Source organism: Nocardia terrae (genome assembly GCF_009760405.1).
GTDB lineage: Bacteria > Actinomycetota > Actinomycetes > Mycobacteriales > Mycobacteriaceae > Nocardia > Nocardia terrae.
This window is the reverse complement of record NZ_WRPP01000002.1, coordinates 1,070,546-1,088,545: the sequence shown is the minus strand read 5'-3', so window position 1 is coordinate 1,088,545 and position 18,000 is coordinate 1,070,546. Positions and strand designations below refer to the sequence as shown.

Here is an 18,000-nt window from a genome sequence, read left to right as displayed (position 1 = left end):
GTCGTCACCACCGGACCGGGAGGGCGGTGAGTCCGCCGGTGAAGACCTCGTCGCGCTCGGTCAGCGTGGACGGGTCGACGGCGAGGGTCATCTCGGGGAACCGGGCGACCAGTTGCCCGAAGGCGACTTGCAATTCGATGCGGGCCAGTGGCGCGCCCAGGCAGTAGCGCGGACCGTAGCCGAACAGGAAGTGCGCGGCCTGCTGGCGGGTGACGTCGACGCGGGCGGGTTCGGTGAACACACCGGTGTCGTGATTGGCCGAGGCGATGCCCAGCAGTACGAGATCACCGGCGGGAATCTCGGTGCCGGCGACCGTCATCGGGGCGCGGGCGTAGCGGGGCAGGCTGCTGGCGTCGCAGGCGCGCAGGAGTTCTTCGACGGCCGAGGGCACCAGGGTGGGACGTTCGTGTAGCAGCCGCCACTGGTCGGGGTTCTCGAGCAGCATGCGGGCTCCGACGCCGATCTGCACCGCGGAGGTCTCGTGCCCGGCGAACAGCAGCACCATGGCGTGGGTGGCGATCTCGTCATCGGTGACGTCGGCGATCGCGCACAGCCGCGACACCACGTCGTCGCCGGGCTCGCGCCGCTTCTCCCCTACCAAATGCAGGCAGTAGGCGAACAGCTCGGCCACCCCTGCTTCGACCTTGGCGCGGTCGGTGACGTGGCCGACGGCATCGACCCAGTCCCGGAACCGATTCCGGTCGGCGTAGGGCACGCCGAGCAGCTCGCAGATCACCAGCAGCGGCAGGGGAAGTGCGAGTGCGGCCTGCAGGTCGGCGGGCGATCCCTGGGCGGTCATGGCGTCGAGCAGCTCGGTGGTGAGCTGTTCGACCCGCGGGCGCAGTTCCCGCATCCGCTTGGCGGTGAAGTGCGGTGCCAGCAGGGCCCGCATGCGGGCGTGGTCGGCCAGTTCGGTGTCGAAGTTGCCGATCGGGCCGCCCGAGAAGGCCGATTCTCCCAGGCGCGCAGCGGTTTCCGGCTGCGGGTGGGCGCGACCCAGGCGCGGGTCGGTGAACAGTTCGCGGACCAGCTCGTAGCCGGTGGCCAGCCAGGCGGGGTCACCCGTGGGTGTGGTCACCGGGGTGACGCCCGAGCCGACGACGCCGGTGACGGGGCAGACCGAGGGTGGTGAGCTCTGCACAGCGGCCGCCTACCGGGTTCCGGCCACGGCTACGGCCGTGCGGTCGAGGGCGGCAGGATCGGCGGCCCGCCGAACACCTCTTCGAGGTGCGGGGTCGGCGGCCCGCGGCCGAGATACCTGGGCTGCGGCCTGGGCGTCCAGTAGTGAAAGTCGGTGGGCGTCGGGCTGGTTCCCGACGTGAGGAGATGTCGTCACGGTGGTTCCTCGGCGATCAGAAGGGGGTGGTGTTGAAGGGTTTGCGCGCGGGGGTGAGGGCGCGATCGAGTGCGGCGACGGCGTCGGGGGTGAGTTCCTCGACGCGGCCGGCACGTTCGAGTTCGCCGACGGTGTGGGCGCCGAAGTAGGCGGTGGTGAGTTCCAGTGGGCCGATCCGGAGATCGGGGGCGGCGCCCCCGGCGGGGGTCCAGGTGCCGTGGCCGCCGGTGACGTCGAGCCGGTAGGTGCCCGAGCTCAGACCCCACGGGTCGGCGATCTCGATGACGCCGTGGAAGTCCGCGCGGAACTCGCGGACCGCGACGGCTTTGGGCAGGTTCAGGATCCAGCCCCACACGCCCGCCTCGATGCCGGTGGTCGCGGCGGCGCGGGAGTCCTCGAGCAGCAGCGGGGTCGGGTCGTCGACGGCGGTGTCCATCAGGATCTCGGCGTATTCGCCCTGCCCGAGCAGGCAGCGCAGCAGCTCGCGGTGCGCTGCCACGGTGACCGCGCAGAAGTCCTTGACCAGCACCGTGTTTCCGGTCAGCTCGTAGACGACGTAGCCGTCGGGGTGCACGATGACGAACGCGTGCGGGCTGATGGAGCTGGGCCACCAGGATTCGCCGCGGTCCAGGGCGCCCGGCGTGAGCCGCTGCCAGCGGGCGTAGATCCGGCGCAGCTCGTCGACCGATTCGTCGAAGCCGGCTTCCCGCACCGTGCTCGGATCCGGTTCGGACACACGCAGTTTCGCCCGCGCCCGGTCGATGCGCAGGCGCCGGGTGTGGGTGGTCACGCCGACATAGGCGTAGCTGCCGCCGGGACCGGGCATGGCGGCGAACACGTCCGCGGCCGTCTCCATGGCTATCGCCATCAGCTCGGCCTGCACCTTGGCGTAGATGCCGCGCTTTTGATGGGTGGTGGCGACCATGCCCTGTGCGCAGGCCGCGACGCTGAGCTGCGCCCCGCCGGGGACGGTGACGGTGCTGCGCAGAATGGCCGCGGTGCCGACCAGCCGCGGGTCGCCCGCGCCGCCGGTGTCCTCCACGATCGCGATGTCCTCGAGCCGGAATTGCCGCTTCCACGCCTCGAAGTCGTGGGTTTTCACCCCGCCGAAGGCGCGGGCGTAGCGTTGCCGCAGCGCCGCCCAGTCCGATTCGACGGCGCGGCGGGTGCGGATGCCGTCGATGGTGCGGCTCTGCCAGTCGGCCATCAGTTCCGAAGTCATGGTTTGCCTTTCGTCTCGAGGGTGGCCGCGTGGGTGCGCACCTTGTCCAGGGCGGTCAGGATGTCCTCGACGTCGGCGCGGTCGCCGAGCAGGACGCTGTGATGCATGAGCAGGGTGTGCTCGCGGTAGTGGTCGGCCCCGGTGAAGGGGCGCCCGGCGGCGCGGTCGGCGGCCTGGGTCCACCAGTGGGCGAAGCGGGGTTTGGTGTGCGGGCGCAGCAGGACGCTGCGGTGCAGGGGCACGCGCGGCGGGTAGATCCTGGTACCCAGTTCGGCGGTGAGGGCGGCGGCGACCTGGTCGACGGTGGCGGTGCCGAAAGTGCCGGGGGTGAAACGGATTCCGTATTCGTAGATGGCGCGGCGGTCGACCGGAGCCGGGACGGGAATGGGCGCCAGGCCGGGGATGTCGGGCAGGGCGGCTTCGAGTTCCTTGGCGCGCGTCTCGCGCAGCGTGTGCTGGTCGTCGAGGCGGGTGAGCTGTTCGAGCAGCACGGCCGCGGTCAGTTCGGACATGCAGTAGTTCGCGCCCATCACGGTGCCGTGTTCGACCAGTTCGTATTCGCCGACGCCGGGCGCTTCGGGGGTGTAGCCGCGAGAGTCCGCGCGCAGCATGAGCATTCGCTGGTAGAGGTCGGGGTCGTCGGTGATGGCGGCTCCGGCTTCCCCGGCGGCAAGAGACTTGGCGGCCCCGAGGCTGAAGACCCCGATGTCGCCGAAGGTGCCCACCGTGCGTCCGGCCCAGCGTGCGCCGTGCGATTGCGAGCAGTCCTCGATCAGGGCGAGTCCCGCGCTGCGGGTGGCGGCGACGAGAGCATCGAGATCGGCTGTGGTGCAGGCCAGATGCACCACGATCACGGCCTTGGTGCGGGTGGAGACGGCTGCGCGCAGGTGCTCGGCGGTCAGGCAGCCGGTGTCGGGGTCGACGTCGACCAGTACCGGCAGCGCGCCCACCCGCAGCACGGCCGTGGCGGGGGCGACCCAGGTCATGGCGGGCACGATCACCTCGTCGCCGGGCCCGATGCCCAGCGCCTCGAGCGCGATGACCAGCGCGCCGGAGCCGTGGTCGACGCTCACGCCGTAGGCGGCGTCGTGGTAGCGGGCGAAGGCCTCGGCGAACAGCCGTTCCCGCGACTTCTCGCCGCGCGGGCTGTACCAGCTGACCGACCAGCGTGAGGAGCGCAGCGCGGCAAGCAGTTCAGTCTCGGTGCGGGCGTCGTATTGGGGCCAGACCGGCCACGGCCGCGGGCCGCGCACCGGGGTGCCGCCGTGGATCGCGAGCACAGCGGGCCTACCCGACCACGATCGGCGTGGACGCCGAGGGCTGGGTGATCACGTCCAGCGCGGCGCGGATCTCGCGCACCTCCACCGGGGTCAGGGGTAGGTCTCCGCTCATTTCCGGGCGGCCGAGACCGCGCAGCAGCACGAAGGGCACGGCATCGGGACGAGCGGGGAGATAGCCCTTCTTGTTGTCGTCGGCGACGACCGCGAGCACCTGCTCGGCGCGCACGCTCGCGGGCAGCGCGGGTTCCACGCCCAGGCCGGTGACGATCTCGTAATGGGTGCTCACCTCGTCGTCGGAGAGCCAGCCCCGCGCGTGCGAGATGTGGGCGGCCACCAGCATTCCCAGCGCAATCGCGGTGCCGTGCGGCAGCCCCGCCGCACCGCGCGCGCGGTGGTCGCAGATTTCGATGGCGTGGCCGACGGTGTGGCCGTATTCCAGGACCAGTCCCGCGCGGCGTTCGAAGGTGTCGTCGCGGGTGACCGAGGATTTCGCGGCAATGCTGGCATCCAGCAGCCACAGCAGGGAATCCGGTGCGGCCGGATCCCCGCCGGCGACGATGGCGCGCAGCCCGTCCAGCGCCTCCGGCTGGATCGCGAGGCAATTCTTCGCCATTTCGCACAGGCCCGAACGCAATTCGCGCTCGGGCAATGTGGTGAAGAAGTCGACGTCGGTGAAGACAGCGTCGGGTGCGTAATAGGTGCCCAGGTGGTTTTTGCCGACGCCGCTGTTGATGGCTTGCTTGAGCGAGAGCACCGAGTCCATGGCGGCGATGGTGGTGGTCGGCACATGGACCAGGCGCACGCCCCGGAACAGCAGGTTCGCCATCAGGCCGGCCAGGTTGCCGGGGACTCCGCCGCCGAAGGACACCACCACCGAGCGGCGGGTGATGCCCGCGCGCAGTGCGGTTTCCAGGTGCTGGGACAGGCAGGTGAGCGTCTTCATCGACTCGCCCGACGGGTGGGAGAGGATCACCGAGGGAATGGCTCCGGCCATGGTGTCGATGGCGTGACCGTAGTGTGCGAGGACATCGTCGTCGGTGACGAATACCAGTTTGTCGGGCGCGAGTTGCGCTATCGCCGTGCCGATCTCGGTCACGCATTCGCGGCCGAAATGGTAGGGGAAGGTCTTCTCCCCGATCGCTATTGTGCGCGACCGCAACCCCGTTTCGCCGCGCGACAATGAATTACCGACCATGTCCGGTGCCGCTCCTAGTTTCGATCCCCCGACGACTCCCCCGGCCGGCGTCCTTGCCGTCCCTCGCTCGGCTCAATATCGAATGCGTGCGCCCGGCTTGGCAACCGCTGGGATACCCCAGTCATGAGCGGGTGAATTGGCGAGTACCACTGTGCGAATCAGGTTTTCGCGCCGCCACCACCGGCGGTGGTGGCGGCCGGGCCGGGCACCCCGGTCCGTCGTTCCGGCCGCCGCGACCGTGCGCGGGCACCTAGGCTGGGGTGCCACGCTGACTTGGACGAGGGGATGCCGTTGGCCGACACCGACTTCGGGCCGCAGACCGCCGTGGAACTGCGCGCGCCCACGCTGGCCGAGTTCGTGCGCGAACGCCGCGCGCGGGCCACCACGCGCTATCCGGCGGGACTGACCCGTAAGCAACTGGCCGAGGCCACCCACGCCAGCCTCGGCTACATCGCCAAGATCGAGCAGGGTGAGGCGCTCAATCCCGGTGCGGCCATTCTGGATTCGCTGGCGGCGGTGCTCGAGCTGGATGTCGCCGAGCGCATTCACCTCTATCACCTGGCCCAGCAGCGTCCGGCCGCGGGCGGCGGTCGTGGACTGCGCTGCGGCGATCCGGCCGCGAGCGCGGTGCGCACCACCCTGGACGCGCTGCTACCGCATCTGGCCGCCGCCCTCGACGATGGCTGGCACATCGTGGCCTGCAACAGCGCCTTCGACGAGGCGCTGCCCGGGCTGTTCCGGCACGGGCACGTGCTGCGGTGGATGTTCACCGATCCGCGGGCGCGCATCGTGGTCGAGGAGTGGGAGCGCGAGGCCCGGCTGATGGTCGGGCGTTTCCGCGCCTACGCCGCGGGGGTGCGCGACGACGGCGATATCGACCGGCTGCTGCAAGAGCTCGGCGAACAGGCCGATTTCCGGCGGCTGTGGACCGAGGGGCACGTGCACATCGGCCGCCACGACCCCACCTTCACGCTGCGGAATCCGCGCACCGCCACCGTGTTCGACGTGCGGGTGCAGCGCTATCGCGGGACCGCGCCGGGCCCGGCGCACCAGCTGTTCATCGGGTTGGTGGAGCCGTGATCACCTCGGCAGGCCCGCGAGGAAGTCGCGCAGCAGGGCGTTGACCTCGTCGGGGTGGGTCAGGTTCGGGGTCATCGACGCTCCCGTGATCGTGTGCACCGGCACCGGGACACCCAGCGCCGCAGCCAGTTGCGCGACTTCTTCGGCGCTGACGGCCTGGTCGGCGAGCCCGCGGACCACCAGCGCGGGGCAGCCGATGTCGCCGAGCAGGTCCAGCACCGAATCCCGGTTGACCAGGCACTCACCTGCCAGCCGCACCCGATCCCGTTGCCCGGTGGCCCATTTCGCCCGCCAGGGCTGCTGATCGGCGGGCGTGGCGCCGATCATGAGCGAGGACACCATCTTGATGGTCGGCGCCGGGTTCGGGCTGCCGATCCACGCGTCGAACACCTCCCGGTAGCCGCTGCGCCGCTGCGGGGTCATGGCGGTGGCGCTGCCTCCGATCACGATCAGCCCCGCCACCCGCGGCTGGGCCAGCAGCGCCATCCGCACCGCCGTGAACGCCCCGTGCGCCACCCCGCCGACCACGACCCGCTCGAGCCCCAGCTCGTCCACCACCGCCCAAGCGTCACGCGCCAGATCCCAATAGCTGAAAGGGGTTTCATCCTCTTCGCTGTCCCCGTGCCCTCGCGAATCGATGGCGATCACCCGGTACTCGGGTGCGAGCGCGTCCATCTGCGCGGTGAACATCTCCCGATCCATGAACAAGCTGTGCCCCAACACCAGCGCCGGGCCCACCCCGCCGGTATCCGCGTAGTGAATCTTGACGGCCCCCCGGCTCGCAAACGGCATTCCGAAACTTCCTCGCTTCACCTTCAGGATCGCTCACCGTACAACAGATCCCCCTGCCCTTCCCCGCCGATGCGACACGCATCACCCGGCCCACCAGATCTCCGGCGAGCACGCATCCTGCGGAAAGGGCGGGGCGGCAAGGGATTCGGTAGCGTGGTGGAGCAGTTCGCTCCGGCGGGGACAGCGAGGGCCAGATGACCGATACCACGGTGGATCGCATCGAGCAGATCGGCGACGATTTCCACAGTGATCCGCACGCCTATTACCGGCGCTGGCGCGGCAACGGGCCGGTACAGCACGTCCGGGGCACCCGGGGCGCGACGTTCTGGGTGATCATCGGATACGCGGAGGCGCGGGCCGCGCTGACGGATCCGAGGTTGCGCAAGGGAATCGCCGGGATCGCCGAGATCCTGCGCGCACACGGGCAGGCGCTGTTCGAGGACGCGGGTGCGCTCAACGCGCACATGCTCAACAGCGATCCACCCGATCACACCCGGCTGCGCAAACTGGTCAACCGGGCCTTCACCCCGCGGCACGTGGCCGCCATGCGCCCGCGCATCGAGGAAATCACCGCCACGCTGCTCGACGACATGGCGGGCCACGAGCAGGTCGATCTGCTGGCCGCCTTCGCGAATCCGTTGCCCACCACCGTCATCTGCGAACTGCTGGGCGTGCCGCTCGCGGATCGCGACGACTTCCAGGGCTGGACCAAGGTGCTCATCGGTGTCAGCGGCGGCCCCGAGGACGCCCCCGCCGCGGCCGCCGCCATGACCGGCTACCTGCGCGGGCTGATCGCGGCCAAACGCGCGACCCCGGCCGAGGATCTGCTCTCGGGCCTGGTCCACGCGGTCGACGAGGGCGACAGCCTCACCGAGAACGAACTGGTGTCGATGTCGTTCCTGCTGCTGCTGGCGGGCCACGAGACCACCGTGAACCTCATCGGCAACGGCATGTACCGCCTACTGCAGAACCCCGCCCAACACCGCGCCCTGCTCGCCGACCCCACCGCCATCCCCGCCGCCGTCGAGGAGTTCCTCCGCTACGACGGCCCCGTCGGCTGGGCCACCCTCCGCTACACCGCCGAAGCCGTACGCATCGGCGAAACCGACATCCCCGCAGGCGAACTCGTCTACGTAGCCCTCTCCGCCGCCAACCGCGACCCCGCCCGCTACCCCAACCCCGACCACCTCGACCTCACCGCCGACCCGACCGGCCACCTGGGTTTCGGCCACGGCCTCCACTTCTGCGTAGGCGCCCCCTTGGCCCGCCTGGAGGCCACCACGGCCTTCACCGCCTTACTCTCCCGCTTCCCCCACCTCCGCCTCGCCGACGAAACCTTCACTCCCCACTGGCAAACCAACGTCGTCCTGCGCGGCCTCGACCGTCTCCCTATCCGCCTCCAACCGTAGGCATGCGACACCGCTATGCGGTTTGCTCGCCGCCTTATCAGCAGCCCTCGCAGTAGCTGCCTCTAGCTGATCCAATGGGCGGTGACGCGGAGGTTGGCGCAGTGGGCCTATCCGTGCAGAATTCGCTGCCGAAAGGCAGCTTTCCGCCAATTCCGCTGCCTGCGTGCACGTTCAGGCCCATGATCAACTCGTGCGGCCCTCCGCGGCGATGCACCCCTCTTCCGCCGACCAAACCAGTCGGCGCGCCGCGGCGCCCGGAACCTGGTGCGGCGCGGACCATCCGCAACTGTCGAGTTGAGGATGCGCGTCCATAGTGCGCTGTCAGCTCGACGTGAGGACATCGACGGTTTGCGCGGGGCTCGATGGGGCGATCGCGTTGCGAGCCTTGACTTAATGACTGCACGGTCATTAGCGTGGATCAGGTGGTCGAGAAAGCATCGCGATCGTCAATCCAATTGGATCGCATCGGGATCTTGTTGCGGATCTACATCGTCGCGGTCGTCGCGACATTGGGTGTCCTTGCCGCGCTGTCGGTAGTCGCGCCGCAACAGGCGCCGCGCGAGGCGTGGGTGCACGCGGTGATCGTCGCCGGGTTCGCGATTGTGCTGCCGCTGCGTCTGCGCTCGGCTCGCCGTGGCAGCGTCGGCGCATTGCGTGCCGTCGGGCTGATTGCGGCGGTACTGCTTCTGGCCAATGTCGTCGAGGCCATCCTTCCGGATTTCGCGCCGGGATGGATGCGGGTGGAGATGGTCGGTATCGCGGTACTGATGGCGTTGGTCATCTTCTTCGTGGCTCGGGAGCGCATGTGACACCGCGGCCTCGGCAGAGACTCAGCGCGGAAACCCGCCGTCAGCAACTGGAAGTCGCCACCATCGCGATCATCGGACGGGACGGGCTCGCGGCGGCCACCGCCGAGGCCGTCGCCCGCGCCGCGGACGTCTCCAAGGGCCTGCTGTGGCGGTACTTCACCGACCTCGACGACCTGATCCTGCACGCGGGGCGACGCGCGTTGACCACGCTGGAAGCTGCCGTGGCAACCGATGTCGACCTCGACTCGCACACCGCCGACCTCCTGAGAGCAGCCATCCGCCGGGCCGCGGTATTGCCGGCGACGCACGGCAGCGAATTGCGGGCCGCGCGTCAGATCGCACGGCGACTGCAGGCGTCCGGTACGGGCATCGCCTCGGCCGCCCATGAGTACAAGGAGTTGTATGCGCGGCAGGCTGAGCTCATTCAGCGTGGTCAAGACCGTGGGCAGATCCGTGCCGATCTCGACGCGCACCTGCTCGCAGTGACCTACCAAGGGATGGTCGACACCATGCTCGAGCGCCTCGACGCCGACCCGGACCTCGACCCGATCGCATACGCCGATCATGTCGCCGATGTCCTGCTCGGCGGCATCGCCACCACACCGACCTCCCCCACCGGAAACATCCGCGTGAAAAGCGCAGTGCGAAAGGAAACGTCGTGAAGCAACATCACATCGACGCGGAGCTGGCCCTCCCGGGCGCCCGAGGTCTGCTCGAGGCGACCTCCGGGGCCCATCTGGCCTACACCGCCGAAGACGGCACACCCCGCGTCGTTCCGGTCGGATTCTTCTGGACCGGAACACAATTCGTGATCTCCACAGCCGAGACCGCGCCGAAGGTCGCGACGCTGTCGGCGCATCCGGATGTCGCACTGGCCATCGACCGCGGTGACACACCCGGCGACGCACGGGCTCTGTCCATACGCGGAACGGCGTCCATCACCATGGTCGACGGCGTGGTCGAGGAATATCTCGCCGCGGCCCGCAAATCCATGGGCGCCGCGGCGGCGGCCGAATTCGAACAGAACTGCCGAAAAATGTACGACCGCATGGCCCGGATCGCGATTACCCCGACCTGGGTACGCTTCTACGATTTCGGGACCGGACGCATGCCGCGATTCCTCACCGAACTCGCCGCGAAGAACCTCGGCTGATCCTCGCACAGCAGGACGGCGACGGTGATGGTGGCGGGCCGGTCGTCTCTGGCCAGGCCGTCGTCCGCGGCCATATTCTTCGATCCCGAGGCCGGTTAATGCCCTTGCCGCTCTACGGGATCAGACAACGAGTGAGACCTGCGGCGCCGCCACTCGACGGCGAGCACCGCAGTGCCCGCGAGCAGCAACACCGCACACGCGATGGCGGCCACCACGGCCCACACACCGGCCCCGTAACCGGCGCCGATCAGTGCGAGCGCCAATGCGACCACACCGAATCCGAGCAGTACGAAGCCCGATACGTTCACATCGTCTTCGATCCCTTCTCCGGTGTGGCGGCGACGCATGCCCCACCGCTGGGTGCGGGCCCGACCGGCTCGCACACCGGTCGGGCGGTCCATCGGGTGTTCGGCTGCCATGACTACCTCCTACGTACCCCCATCGAGTGCCGGCACGTCACGGTCAAATGTCGTCGACGTTCTTGCTCGACGGCGGATTGCCGGTGGACAGATCGGTTTCCCGTCCACGACCTGTGAACCTTCGGCCCGCGATCACCAGCGCGACCACCACGACGAGGCCGATGATGGTGAGAATCTCCATGCTCGGCGCATACCCGCTCACACGACAGCTATTCGTCAGCGGCTTCAGGGCGTCTCATCGAAGAAACCACCGCCATCTTCCGGGGTGTCGTCGAGTTGGCCATGGTGACGCCGCGTGGGGCGAGGGTCGTCGGTCGAGGCGTTCGTCGTGTCGATATGCGCCGACTCCGCCGGTGTTTCGCCACTTTCGGCTTCCGGCACGTCGGGCTGTTCCTGCGCGAGACGCTCCGCGTGTGATTCCCCTGCGCGTTGCCCCCGCGCGGTCATTTCGTCGCGGTCGGCCGCCTGCCAATGGTCGGGTGGCGTGACGGTCACATCGCCATCGTGATTGCGTACGTCGTCGGAGTCGAGACTCTCGGTGGGGCCGAGGGTGTCGTCCGGACCGGATTCAGGGCTCATGCCGCGCGATTGCCCACATCGACTCGATCGAAACTGCACGAGACGCCGGTTTGAGACCCGCGGCACCGGGAATCGCCTGCCCATCAGCACAACCAGTACAAGGGATCGAACATGATCGTCCTGGGAATCATCCTTCTCGTCATCGGCATCGTCGTCGGCATACCGATCCTCACCACCATCGGCGTCATCCTGCTGATCGTCGGTGCGATCCTCGCGGTACTCGGGGCGGTCGGCCGCCCGATCGGCGGACGCTCCCACTACTTCTGACAACTTCCCCAGCGCCGGACCCGGCTGCGGACCGAAGGAGACCTGAAATGCCGGAGGCACCAACAGCTCTCGCTGCCCACGCGGCTCACGCCGACGCTGCCGAGTTACGGGTGTGCGGTGTCGTCCTGTGGTTCGACACCGCGAAAGGTTTCGGGTTCATCGCTCCGGACGGACAGCCTGCCCGGCGCTTGTTCGTCGAATACTCCGGCATCGACCTTCCCGGCTATCGCACCCTGAGCGAGCATCAGCCGGTGACGTTCACCATCGAACGCGACGAGCGCGGCCTGCGCGCATCGGCGGTGCGTCCGCACTAGACGGCGGCACCACGCCGCTCGCGGAGTTTGATGCGGTGGGCCTGTTCGTGCACAATTCGCTGCAGCAAACGGCCCTCCCGAGTCAGTCGCCACTCGCTACGATCGGCAGGGCATGATCTGGAGCCTGAAAGTTCTTGTGTCCGTGTGAGAGAACCGGTGGAGCTCCTGCGAGGAATGCGGAATCCGCAGCGCCCTTCCAGCCGCAGTAGCCGAGGCATTCGGCGATGTCCTCGCTCAGGACGCGCCCGTCGGTGAACTGTGCCGTGATGCGCCGTGCCGACGCCGATTCGCCGCACATGGGGCATTTGCCGAAGTAGTTGAGGATCTCTTGTACCTGCGAGGCGACTACCTCGCGCCGCACATCCGACATCGTTCCTCCTCGGGTCCCACCCTAGTGGGAGCTTGCGCGGCAACGGCTTCCGTGCACCGTGAGTCAGGACGCATGGGCGTCTGGTCTTGGTGGTGATAGCGTTCGGGGTGAACGTGAACGCGTCTAGGGTTCCGCGAGCAGGCCGTCAGGTAGTAACGACAATCAGGTCTGGGAGGGCTGGTCCGAGCGGCGCCACGGGCGGGTCCAGTGGGGGCTCGGTCGTCATATGAAGGGATAAAAGCCTGGAGTACTCCTATTCGCCTGCCCGGATATCGGGCCGGATGACAGAGAGTGCTGTGGTATGGCTGCCGAGGTTCTGTTCGTCGCTGCGGGAAGTGTTGCCGGGCTGAGTGTTTCGCCGCGGATACCCGCTCTGGTGCTGGTGGCGACACTGATCGCGGCGTGTGGGCATGCGGCGTGGAATGCGATCGCGCACTGGGTGCCCGACAAGTTGGTGTCGATCACGCTGGTGAATGCCGGTGGGTCGTTGTGCGCGGTTCCGTTGGTGGTGTGGGCGGCCGCGCCCGGTGCGCGATCGTGGATCTTCCTGGGCACGTCGGTGGTGTTGCACATTGCCTACAACATGCTGTTGATGGCCTCCTATCGGCTCGGGGATCTGAGTCAGACCTATCCGCTGGCGCGCGGGACTTCGCCGGTAGTGGTCACTTTGACGGCCGCGCTGCTGTTCAGCGAGACGCCGCGCAGTGGGCAGATCGCGGGTGTGCTGCTGATTTCGCTGGGGCTGGGCTGGCTGGTGTTCTGGGGGCGGCGCAGGAGCGCGAGCCCGCGTGGCGCGGTCGGGGCGGCGCTGGTGACCGGGGTCATGATCGCCGCCTACACCACGGTCGACGGCATCGGGGTCCGCGAATCCGGCAGTGTCCTGGGCTATATCGGGTGGTTGCTGCTGCTGGAGGGTCTGGCCGTGCCGCTGTACGCCCTGGCTCGACGACGCGGCGCGCTGTGGTCGGACCTGCGGCCGGTGTGGCACATCGGGCTGCTCGGCGGGGTGCTCAGCTTCGCGGCCTACGGCCTGATCCTGTGGGCCCAAACCCGCAGTGCCCTCGCCGATGTCGCGGCGCTGCGCGAATCGAGCATCATCGTGGGAGCTCTCATCGGCACGCTGGTCTTCGGTGAACGGTTCGGCACGGCCCGCGTCGCCGCCACCGTCGCCGTCGTCGCGGGCATCGGAACCCTGTATCTCGCGTGAACGAACTAGCCGGCGGGGTGATCGAGGGCCCAGGCGCAGATGGCCGCGAGCGGGGTTTCCAAGGATTTGCCCAGTTCGGTGAGACCGTATTCGATGTGCTGCGGCGCGGTTTCCTTGTAGACGTGGCGTTCGATGAGGCCATCGGATTCCATGTCGCGCAGGGTTTGGGTCAGGACCTTCTGGCTGATGCCGGGAAGGCGGGTGCGCAGGCGGGCGGGGCGGTGCGGGCCGTCGAGCAGGGCGTAGATGAGCAGAATGCGCCATTTGGCGGCGAGACGTTCCAGAGCGCGGCGGGTGTCGCAGGTTTCGTCGAGGACATCGGGGATGGTGAGGGCCATCGGGGCTCCTGCTCGCGCGGCCGCCGCCGGGAAGGGAACTTCGAGGTGCCTTCTGTCGGGTAGCGGGATTCGGACCTATGGTCGATTCCACGGTACTGGAGAACCCTCCGGTGCCGAGGCACGAGAGAACGGCTGACATGACTGTCACCCCAGTCCCTTTCACCTTCACCCGCGACGGCGATCGACTGGTCGGGAACCTGTTTCTACCGGCCGGTGACCCGACCGCGGTCGTGATCACCACCGGACCGCTGACCTCGGTCAAGGAGCAGGCCGCGGGGGTCTACGCGGCGGCGCTGGCCGAACGCGGCTTCGCCGCCCTGGCCTTCGACCACCGCACCTTCGGCGAAAGCGAAGGCATCCCGCGGCAATTGGAGGATCCGCTGGGCAAGGCGGCCGATATCAGCGCCGCGGTCACCGCGGTGCAGGCCGATCCGCGCCTGGCCGGGAAACCCGTTGTCGCCGTGGGCGTCTGCGCGGGCGGCGGCTACATGGCCCGCGCCGTCGCCGACGACACCCGCATTCGCGCCTTCGCCGGCGTGGCGGGAGTCTACCCCGACGGCAGCGGCGCCGACCCCGCCGTCCTCGCCCGCGGCCGCGCGGCACGCGAACTGCGCGAATCCACCGGCGAGATCCTGTCCATCCCGGCCGTCGCCGCCGACAACGGCGATGTCGCCATGCCCTTGACCGAAGCCTACGAGTACTACGGCACCCCGCGCGGCGCGGTCCCCAACTACACCAACGCCTTCGCCGTCGAATCTTACGAACACACCCCCGGTTTCGACGCCCAGGAGGCCGCCGCCCGCCTGACGGTCCCGTTCCTGCTCGTCCACTCCGCACACGCCCTGGTCCCGCCGTGGGCACGCGCCTTCTACACCGCCGTCACCACCCCGAAGTCGGACCTGTGGCTGAATTCCCAGGGCCAGATCGACTTCTACGACGACCCGACCCTCATCGCCCCCGCCGCCGACGCCGCCGCCGCGTTCTTCACCAAGGCGATCGGCTGAATCGATCCGGCTACCGGGGTCAGGGTTGGAGGAGGAATTCCACCAGGGTGATGAGGGAGTGGAGGCAGGGGTTGCGGTCTCGGGCGTCCAGGCGCATCAAGGGGGTGCCAGGGTCGAGGTCGAGGGCGTCGCGGACCTCGTCGAGGGGGTGGCGGGGGGCGCCTTCGAAGTCGTTGACGGCCACGGCGTAGGGGACGCCGCGCTCTTCGAGGATCGACAGGGATTCGTCGGCCTTTTCCAGGCGGCGGGTGTCGACCAGGACCAGGGCGCCCAGCGCGCCGACGGCCAGGTCTTCCCAGATGGGGACGAAGCGGCGCTGGCCGGGGGTGCCGAAGAGATACAGGGCCAGACGGGGATTGAGGGTGATACGACCGAAATCCATGGCGACCGTGGTGGTGGTCTTGCCCGGTAGCCCGGCCATGTCGTCGACGCCGACGCTGGCCTCGGTGATCGTCTCCTCGGTGCGCAGCGGCCGAATCTCGGACACACTGCCGACGAACGTGGTCTTCCCGACGCCGAAGTTACCGGCCACCAGCAGTTTTACGGTGCGGGTGACGGTCTGCGGCACATAGTCGACGACGCGCTCATGCGGAGAGAGCGCGGAGTCCATGCAGTACCTCCTCCAAGAGGGCTGTTCCCGGCAACTCTTGCGCCGGGGTCGGGATGGCCAGGTGACCGCTGTCGAGCAGGTCGGCGACCAGGATCTTCACCACCGAGGGCGGCAGGTCCAGGTAGGCCGCGACTTCGGCGAGCGTCAGCACCCCGCGCCGGGCCAGCGCCAAGATGCGGCGGGCGTCGGGGGACGCGCCGGGGGCCGGATCGGCCACCGCGACAACCAGACTGACCAGATCCAGCGTCCGGGTGGGACGCGATCGGCCGCCGGTGCGCACATAGGCCCGGACCAGGTCGGGGTCGCGCCGCGGCCGGCTCATGCGCGCGGCAGGTCGGTCCTGGTCCGCGACATACTGCCGAGTTCACGCCCGACTCGCACGGCCAGTTGATTCATACGGTGCGCGACCAGGCTGACGTCCACGTCCTGGGTGGTCGAAACACCCAGCAGCGCACCGGCCCCGGCGGCGGTGATGAAGATCATGCCGTCGTTGTACTCGGTCATGTTCTGGCGCACGGCGTTATCGGCGGTTCCGCCGCAGAATTCGGCCAGCGCCTTGCCCAGGGCCCGCAGTCCCGAGGCGGCCGCGGCGAAGCGTTCGGCGTCGTCGATGCTGACCCCGCCGGTGTGGGCGATGCGCAGCCCGTCCTCTGATAGCAGCACGGCGAAGCGCACCCCGGGCGCCTCCAGATCGTCGAGGAGCCAGGCAAGCCGGTTGATCTCACTCACGGCCGTGGCGTGCGTACCGGTCACGATGTCATCCCTTCGGAGTGCTCGAACGCGGCCGCTCGGCCGCGTTGGGAGCCGCTGTGCCAGGCAGCGGCGATGTCGGGTCGGCCGGTGCCCTCGTCCGGCGCGACCGCGCGGACGGGGGCCGCCGACACCGTGGCGGAACGGCGGCGACGCTTGGGCAGGCCGCCGGGGGTCAGGTCGTGGGGCACCGAATCCATGGCCACCAGTGTGGGTTCCGGGTCCGGCGCGGGCACCGGAGCAGGGGCGGGGACGGGGGCAGGGGCGGCCACCGCGATCGGTGCGGGCGCGGCCAGCAGGGTCTCCGGGATGAAGACCATGGCGCGCATACCGCCGTACATGTTGGGTCCGTCGATGTAGACCGAGAAGCCGTAGCGGCGCGCCAGCGCGGCCACGCCGGGGAAGCCGACGCGCGGGGTCGGGCCCAGGGCGTGGATGTCGACGACCTGGTCGCCGGCCAGCACGCGCCGGGTCTCCTCGAGCTGTTCGGGGTTCATCCGGACACCGGCGTCGTCGATGATCACCGTGACGCCGTGGTGGCCCTCCTGGAAACCGATGTCCACGAACGAGGTCGGCGGCGAGTAGCGCAGCGCGTTGTCGAGCAGCGTCGCGATGGTGTGCACCAGCGGCTCCACCACGCGGCTGACGACGGGGCGGTCCAGTTCGGTGGCGCGCACCCGGGTGTAGTCGCGCACGCGGCCGGTCGCGCCGCCCACCACGTCGGTGAGGGTCTGCTGGGGCCAGCGACGGCCGGGCAGACCGCCACAGACGATCACATAGGACTGCGCCTGGCGGATCATCTGCTGCACCGAATGGTCGATGCGGGTGAGGGTCTCGAAGGTCTCGTCATTGCGGTGGCGGCGCAGCGCGGCGCTGACGACCTGGCTCACGTCCGCGCCCAGGCTCACCACCGAGGCGCCGAAGGCGCGCACCGCGGCCGAGGTCGCCTCGCGCGCCGAGCCTTCCACCTGGGCGCGCGCGGCGTCGGCGGCCTCGGTGACGGCCAGGCGCGAGGCCTCGGTGGCCTGGGCGACGGCGACCCGGGAAGCCTCCTCGGCCTGGGCGATGGCCAGTTGCGCCATCTCCTCGGCCTGGGCGACGCCGCGCTGGGTCATCTCCTCGGCCTGCGCGAGCGCGGTCTGCCGCTCGGATTCGGCCTGGGCCAGCGCGAGCTGGGTCTCGGTCTCGGCGTCGCGCCGGACCCGTTCGGCGGTGTCGGTGGCGACCTTCTGCAGCTCCTCGCCGCAGCGGGCGGTCCACTGCCACACCAACTCCGCGATGCGCGACTGCTCGAGCACGATCGGCAGGTCCACCGTGGGATTGTCCGGGTCCGAGCGGCGCACGGCCGCGCCGATGGCGGGCACGACATTGTCGGTGAGATTCGCGATCATCTCCTCGACCGCGGCATCGCGGTCGGTCTGTTCCGCGCGCAGGGCGGCAACACGCCCGCGTTCGGCGCGCACGGCGCGCCACAGCATTACCAATCCGACCACGGCCAGCAGGAGCGCGGCGGCGAGAACCCAGGAAAGCAGCACGGCGTTGTCTTGATTCATCAATTCTCTTGTCGTCCGGCCGATCCTGAAATCGGCGGAGCCACCATAGCAGAATCGTCTGTCTCCCCTTACCTTTCGGTATCTCCGAGCAAACCGCAAGCCGGAGGCCGTGCAGCTCACGACATTTCATCGCGGATTGCAGGGTGAAGCCTCGCTGCGCAACCACCCTCGCGTCGCGGCGGAGCGAAGCCGAGGTCCACACGCCGCCAGCTGGTCGCTCGACCATTAGCGATCCCCGTGAGCCGTTTTGCCACGTGAGACGCAATACCGACCGGTTTCCTTGAGTAGCAATCTCCGAGCACACCCGCGGCGG

At 69.1% G+C, this 18,000-nt stretch carries 23 protein-coding genes; 9 read left to right on the top strand and 14 right to left on the bottom strand.

Annotated features, from left to right (window positions below; translation table 11 throughout):
• Nucleotides 1-4 precede the first annotated feature (4 nt).
• The 4 genes from GPX89_RS15060 to GPX89_RS15045 form a co-directional block, all read right to left on the bottom strand.
• Nucleotides 5-1,141: a cytochrome P450 gene (locus tag GPX89_RS15060; protein ID WP_328601842.1), complete on the bottom strand. Its 1,137-nt coding sequence runs from the start codon at nt 1,139-1,141 to the stop codon at nt 5-7.
• Between the two features lie 211 nt (nt 1,142-1,352).
• Nucleotides 1,353-2,558: a GNAT family N-acetyltransferase gene (locus tag GPX89_RS15055; RefSeq protein WP_157388015.1), complete on the bottom strand. Its 1,206-nt coding sequence runs from the start codon at nt 2,556-2,558 to the stop codon at nt 1,353-1,355.
• Nucleotides 2,555-3,838 (bottom strand): DegT/DnrJ/EryC1/StrS family aminotransferase, encoded by a 1,284-nt coding sequence (locus tag GPX89_RS15050; RefSeq protein WP_157388014.1) that lies wholly within the window; start codon nt 3,836-3,838, stop codon nt 2,555-2,557. Before GPX89_RS15050 ends, GPX89_RS15055 begins: the two co-directional genes overlap by 4 nt.
• Before the next feature lie 7 nt (nt 3,839-3,845).
• Complete coding sequence (locus tag GPX89_RS15045; protein WP_157388013.1) at nt 3,846-5,033, bottom strand: 2-deoxy-scyllo-inosose synthase; 1,188 nt, start codon at nt 5,031-5,033, stop codon at nt 3,846-3,848.
• 291 nt (nt 5,034-5,324) lie between these two features.
• Between GPX89_RS15045 and GPX89_RS15040 the strand changes: the two genes are divergently transcribed.
• Nucleotides 5,325-6,113, top strand: a complete 789-nt coding sequence (locus GPX89_RS15040) for a helix-turn-helix domain-containing protein (RefSeq protein WP_198347439.1) — start codon at nt 5,325-5,327, stop codon at nt 6,111-6,113.
• Here the strand turns inward: GPX89_RS15040 and GPX89_RS15035 are convergent, their stop codons facing one another.
• Nucleotides 6,114-6,905: an alpha/beta fold hydrolase gene (locus tag GPX89_RS15035; protein WP_157388011.1), complete on the bottom strand. Its 792-nt coding sequence runs from the start codon at nt 6,903-6,905 to the stop codon at nt 6,114-6,116.
• Nucleotides 6,906-7,099: 194 nt separating this feature from the next.
• On the opposite strand from GPX89_RS15035, the gene GPX89_RS15030 reads away from it, so the two are divergent.
• From GPX89_RS15030 to GPX89_RS15015, 4 genes are all read left to right on the top strand, one after another.
• Nucleotides 7,100-8,314: a cytochrome P450 family protein gene (locus GPX89_RS15030; RefSeq protein WP_157388010.1), complete on the top strand. Its 1,215-nt coding sequence runs from the start codon at nt 7,100-7,102 to the stop codon at nt 8,312-8,314.
• 413 nt (nt 8,315-8,727) lie between these two features.
• Nucleotides 8,728-9,123, top strand: a complete 396-nt coding sequence (locus tag GPX89_RS15025) for a hypothetical protein (protein ID WP_157388009.1) — start codon at nt 8,728-8,730, stop codon at nt 9,121-9,123.
• Nucleotides 9,120-9,785, top strand: a complete 666-nt coding sequence (locus tag GPX89_RS15020; RefSeq protein WP_157388008.1) for a TetR/AcrR family transcriptional regulator — start codon at nt 9,120-9,122, stop codon at nt 9,783-9,785. The genes GPX89_RS15025 and GPX89_RS15020 overlap by 4 nt, the downstream gene beginning before the upstream one ends.
• Complete coding sequence (locus GPX89_RS15015) at nt 9,782-10,276, top strand: pyridoxamine 5'-phosphate oxidase family protein (protein ID WP_328601841.1); 495 nt, start codon at nt 9,782-9,784, stop codon at nt 10,274-10,276. Before GPX89_RS15020 ends, GPX89_RS15015 begins: the two co-directional genes overlap by 4 nt.
• Before the next feature lie 95 nt (nt 10,277-10,371).
• Here the strand turns inward: GPX89_RS15015 and GPX89_RS15010 are convergent, their stop codons facing one another.
• From GPX89_RS15010 to GPX89_RS15000, 3 genes are read right to left on the bottom strand one after another with little or no spacing between them, the layout of a single operon-like run.
• Nucleotides 10,372-10,695 carry a hypothetical protein gene (locus GPX89_RS15010; protein WP_235947146.1) on the bottom strand — a complete coding sequence of 108 codons (324 nt, stop codon included), beginning with the start codon at nt 10,693-10,695 and terminating at the stop codon, nt 10,372-10,374.
• Nucleotides 10,696-10,738: 43 nt separating this feature from the next.
• Nucleotides 10,739-10,876 carry a hypothetical protein gene (locus GPX89_RS15005; RefSeq protein WP_157388007.1) on the bottom strand — a complete coding sequence of 46 codons (138 nt, stop codon included), beginning with the start codon at nt 10,874-10,876 and terminating at the stop codon, nt 10,739-10,741.
• Between the two features lie 44 nt (nt 10,877-10,920).
• Nucleotides 10,921-11,274: a hypothetical protein gene (locus GPX89_RS15000; RefSeq protein WP_157388006.1), complete on the bottom strand. Its 354-nt coding sequence runs from the start codon at nt 11,272-11,274 to the stop codon at nt 10,921-10,923.
• A gap of 111 nt (nt 11,275-11,385) precedes the next feature.
• Here GPX89_RS15000 and GPX89_RS43825 point away from each other — a divergent pair, with 111 nt between their 5' ends.
• Both GPX89_RS43825 and GPX89_RS14995 read left to right on the top strand, forming a co-directional pair.
• Complete coding sequence (locus GPX89_RS43825; RefSeq protein WP_198347438.1) at nt 11,386-11,541, top strand: DUF6131 family protein; 156 nt, start codon at nt 11,386-11,388, stop codon at nt 11,539-11,541.
• A 47-nt stretch (nt 11,542-11,588) separates the two neighbouring features.
• Nucleotides 11,589-11,855 (top strand): cold-shock protein, encoded by a 267-nt coding sequence (locus GPX89_RS14995; RefSeq protein ID WP_157388005.1) that lies wholly within the window; start codon nt 11,589-11,591, stop codon nt 11,853-11,855.
• 82 nt (nt 11,856-11,937) lie between these two features.
• On the opposite strand, the gene GPX89_RS14990 is transcribed toward GPX89_RS14995, so the two are convergent.
• Nucleotides 11,938-12,225 (bottom strand): hypothetical protein, encoded by a 288-nt coding sequence (locus GPX89_RS14990; RefSeq protein WP_157388004.1) that lies wholly within the window; start codon nt 12,223-12,225, stop codon nt 11,938-11,940.
• A gap of 301 nt (nt 12,226-12,526) precedes the next feature.
• Between GPX89_RS14990 and GPX89_RS14985 the strand changes: the two genes are divergently transcribed.
• Complete coding sequence (locus GPX89_RS14985; protein WP_157388003.1) at nt 12,527-13,432, top strand: DMT family transporter; 906 nt, start codon at nt 12,527-12,529, stop codon at nt 13,430-13,432.
• A gap of 5 nt (nt 13,433-13,437) precedes the next feature.
• Here GPX89_RS14985 and GPX89_RS14980 read toward each other — a convergent pair whose 3' ends face one another.
• The gene (locus GPX89_RS14980; protein WP_157388002.1) at nt 13,438-13,770 is read right to left on the bottom strand and encodes a winged helix-turn-helix transcriptional regulator; all 333 of its coding nucleotides are present in this window, start codon (nt 13,768-13,770) and stop codon (nt 13,438-13,440) included.
• Between the two features lie 137 nt (nt 13,771-13,907).
• Here GPX89_RS14980 and GPX89_RS14975 point away from each other — a divergent pair, with 137 nt between their 5' ends.
• The gene (locus GPX89_RS14975; RefSeq protein WP_157388001.1) at nt 13,908-14,774 is read left to right on the top strand and encodes an alpha/beta hydrolase; all 867 of its coding nucleotides are present in this window, start codon (nt 13,908-13,910) and stop codon (nt 14,772-14,774) included.
• Between the two features lie 19 nt (nt 14,775-14,793).
• Here the strand turns inward: GPX89_RS14975 and GPX89_RS14970 are convergent, their stop codons facing one another.
• Genes GPX89_RS14970 through GPX89_RS14955 form a run of 4 tightly spaced genes read right to left on the bottom strand, consistent with a single transcriptional unit; the run spans nt 14,794 to nt 17,687 of the window.
• The gene (locus GPX89_RS14970; RefSeq protein WP_157388000.1) at nt 14,794-15,384 is read right to left on the bottom strand and encodes a GTP-binding protein; all 591 of its coding nucleotides are present in this window, start codon (nt 15,382-15,384) and stop codon (nt 14,794-14,796) included.
• Nucleotides 15,359-15,706: a DUF742 domain-containing protein gene (locus GPX89_RS14965; protein WP_157387999.1), complete on the bottom strand. Its 348-nt coding sequence runs from the start codon at nt 15,704-15,706 to the stop codon at nt 15,359-15,361. Before GPX89_RS14965 ends, GPX89_RS14970 begins: the two co-directional genes overlap by 26 nt.
• The gene (locus GPX89_RS14960; protein ID WP_328601840.1) at nt 15,703-16,137 is read right to left on the bottom strand and encodes a roadblock/LC7 domain-containing protein; all 435 of its coding nucleotides are present in this window, start codon (nt 16,135-16,137) and stop codon (nt 15,703-15,705) included. Before GPX89_RS14960 ends, GPX89_RS14965 begins: the two co-directional genes overlap by 4 nt.
• Nucleotides 16,134-17,687, bottom strand: a complete 1,554-nt coding sequence (locus tag GPX89_RS14955; protein WP_157387998.1) for a sensor histidine kinase — start codon at nt 17,685-17,687, stop codon at nt 16,134-16,136. Before GPX89_RS14955 ends, GPX89_RS14960 begins: the two co-directional genes overlap by 4 nt.
• Nucleotides 17,688-18,000: the final 313 nt, after the last annotated feature.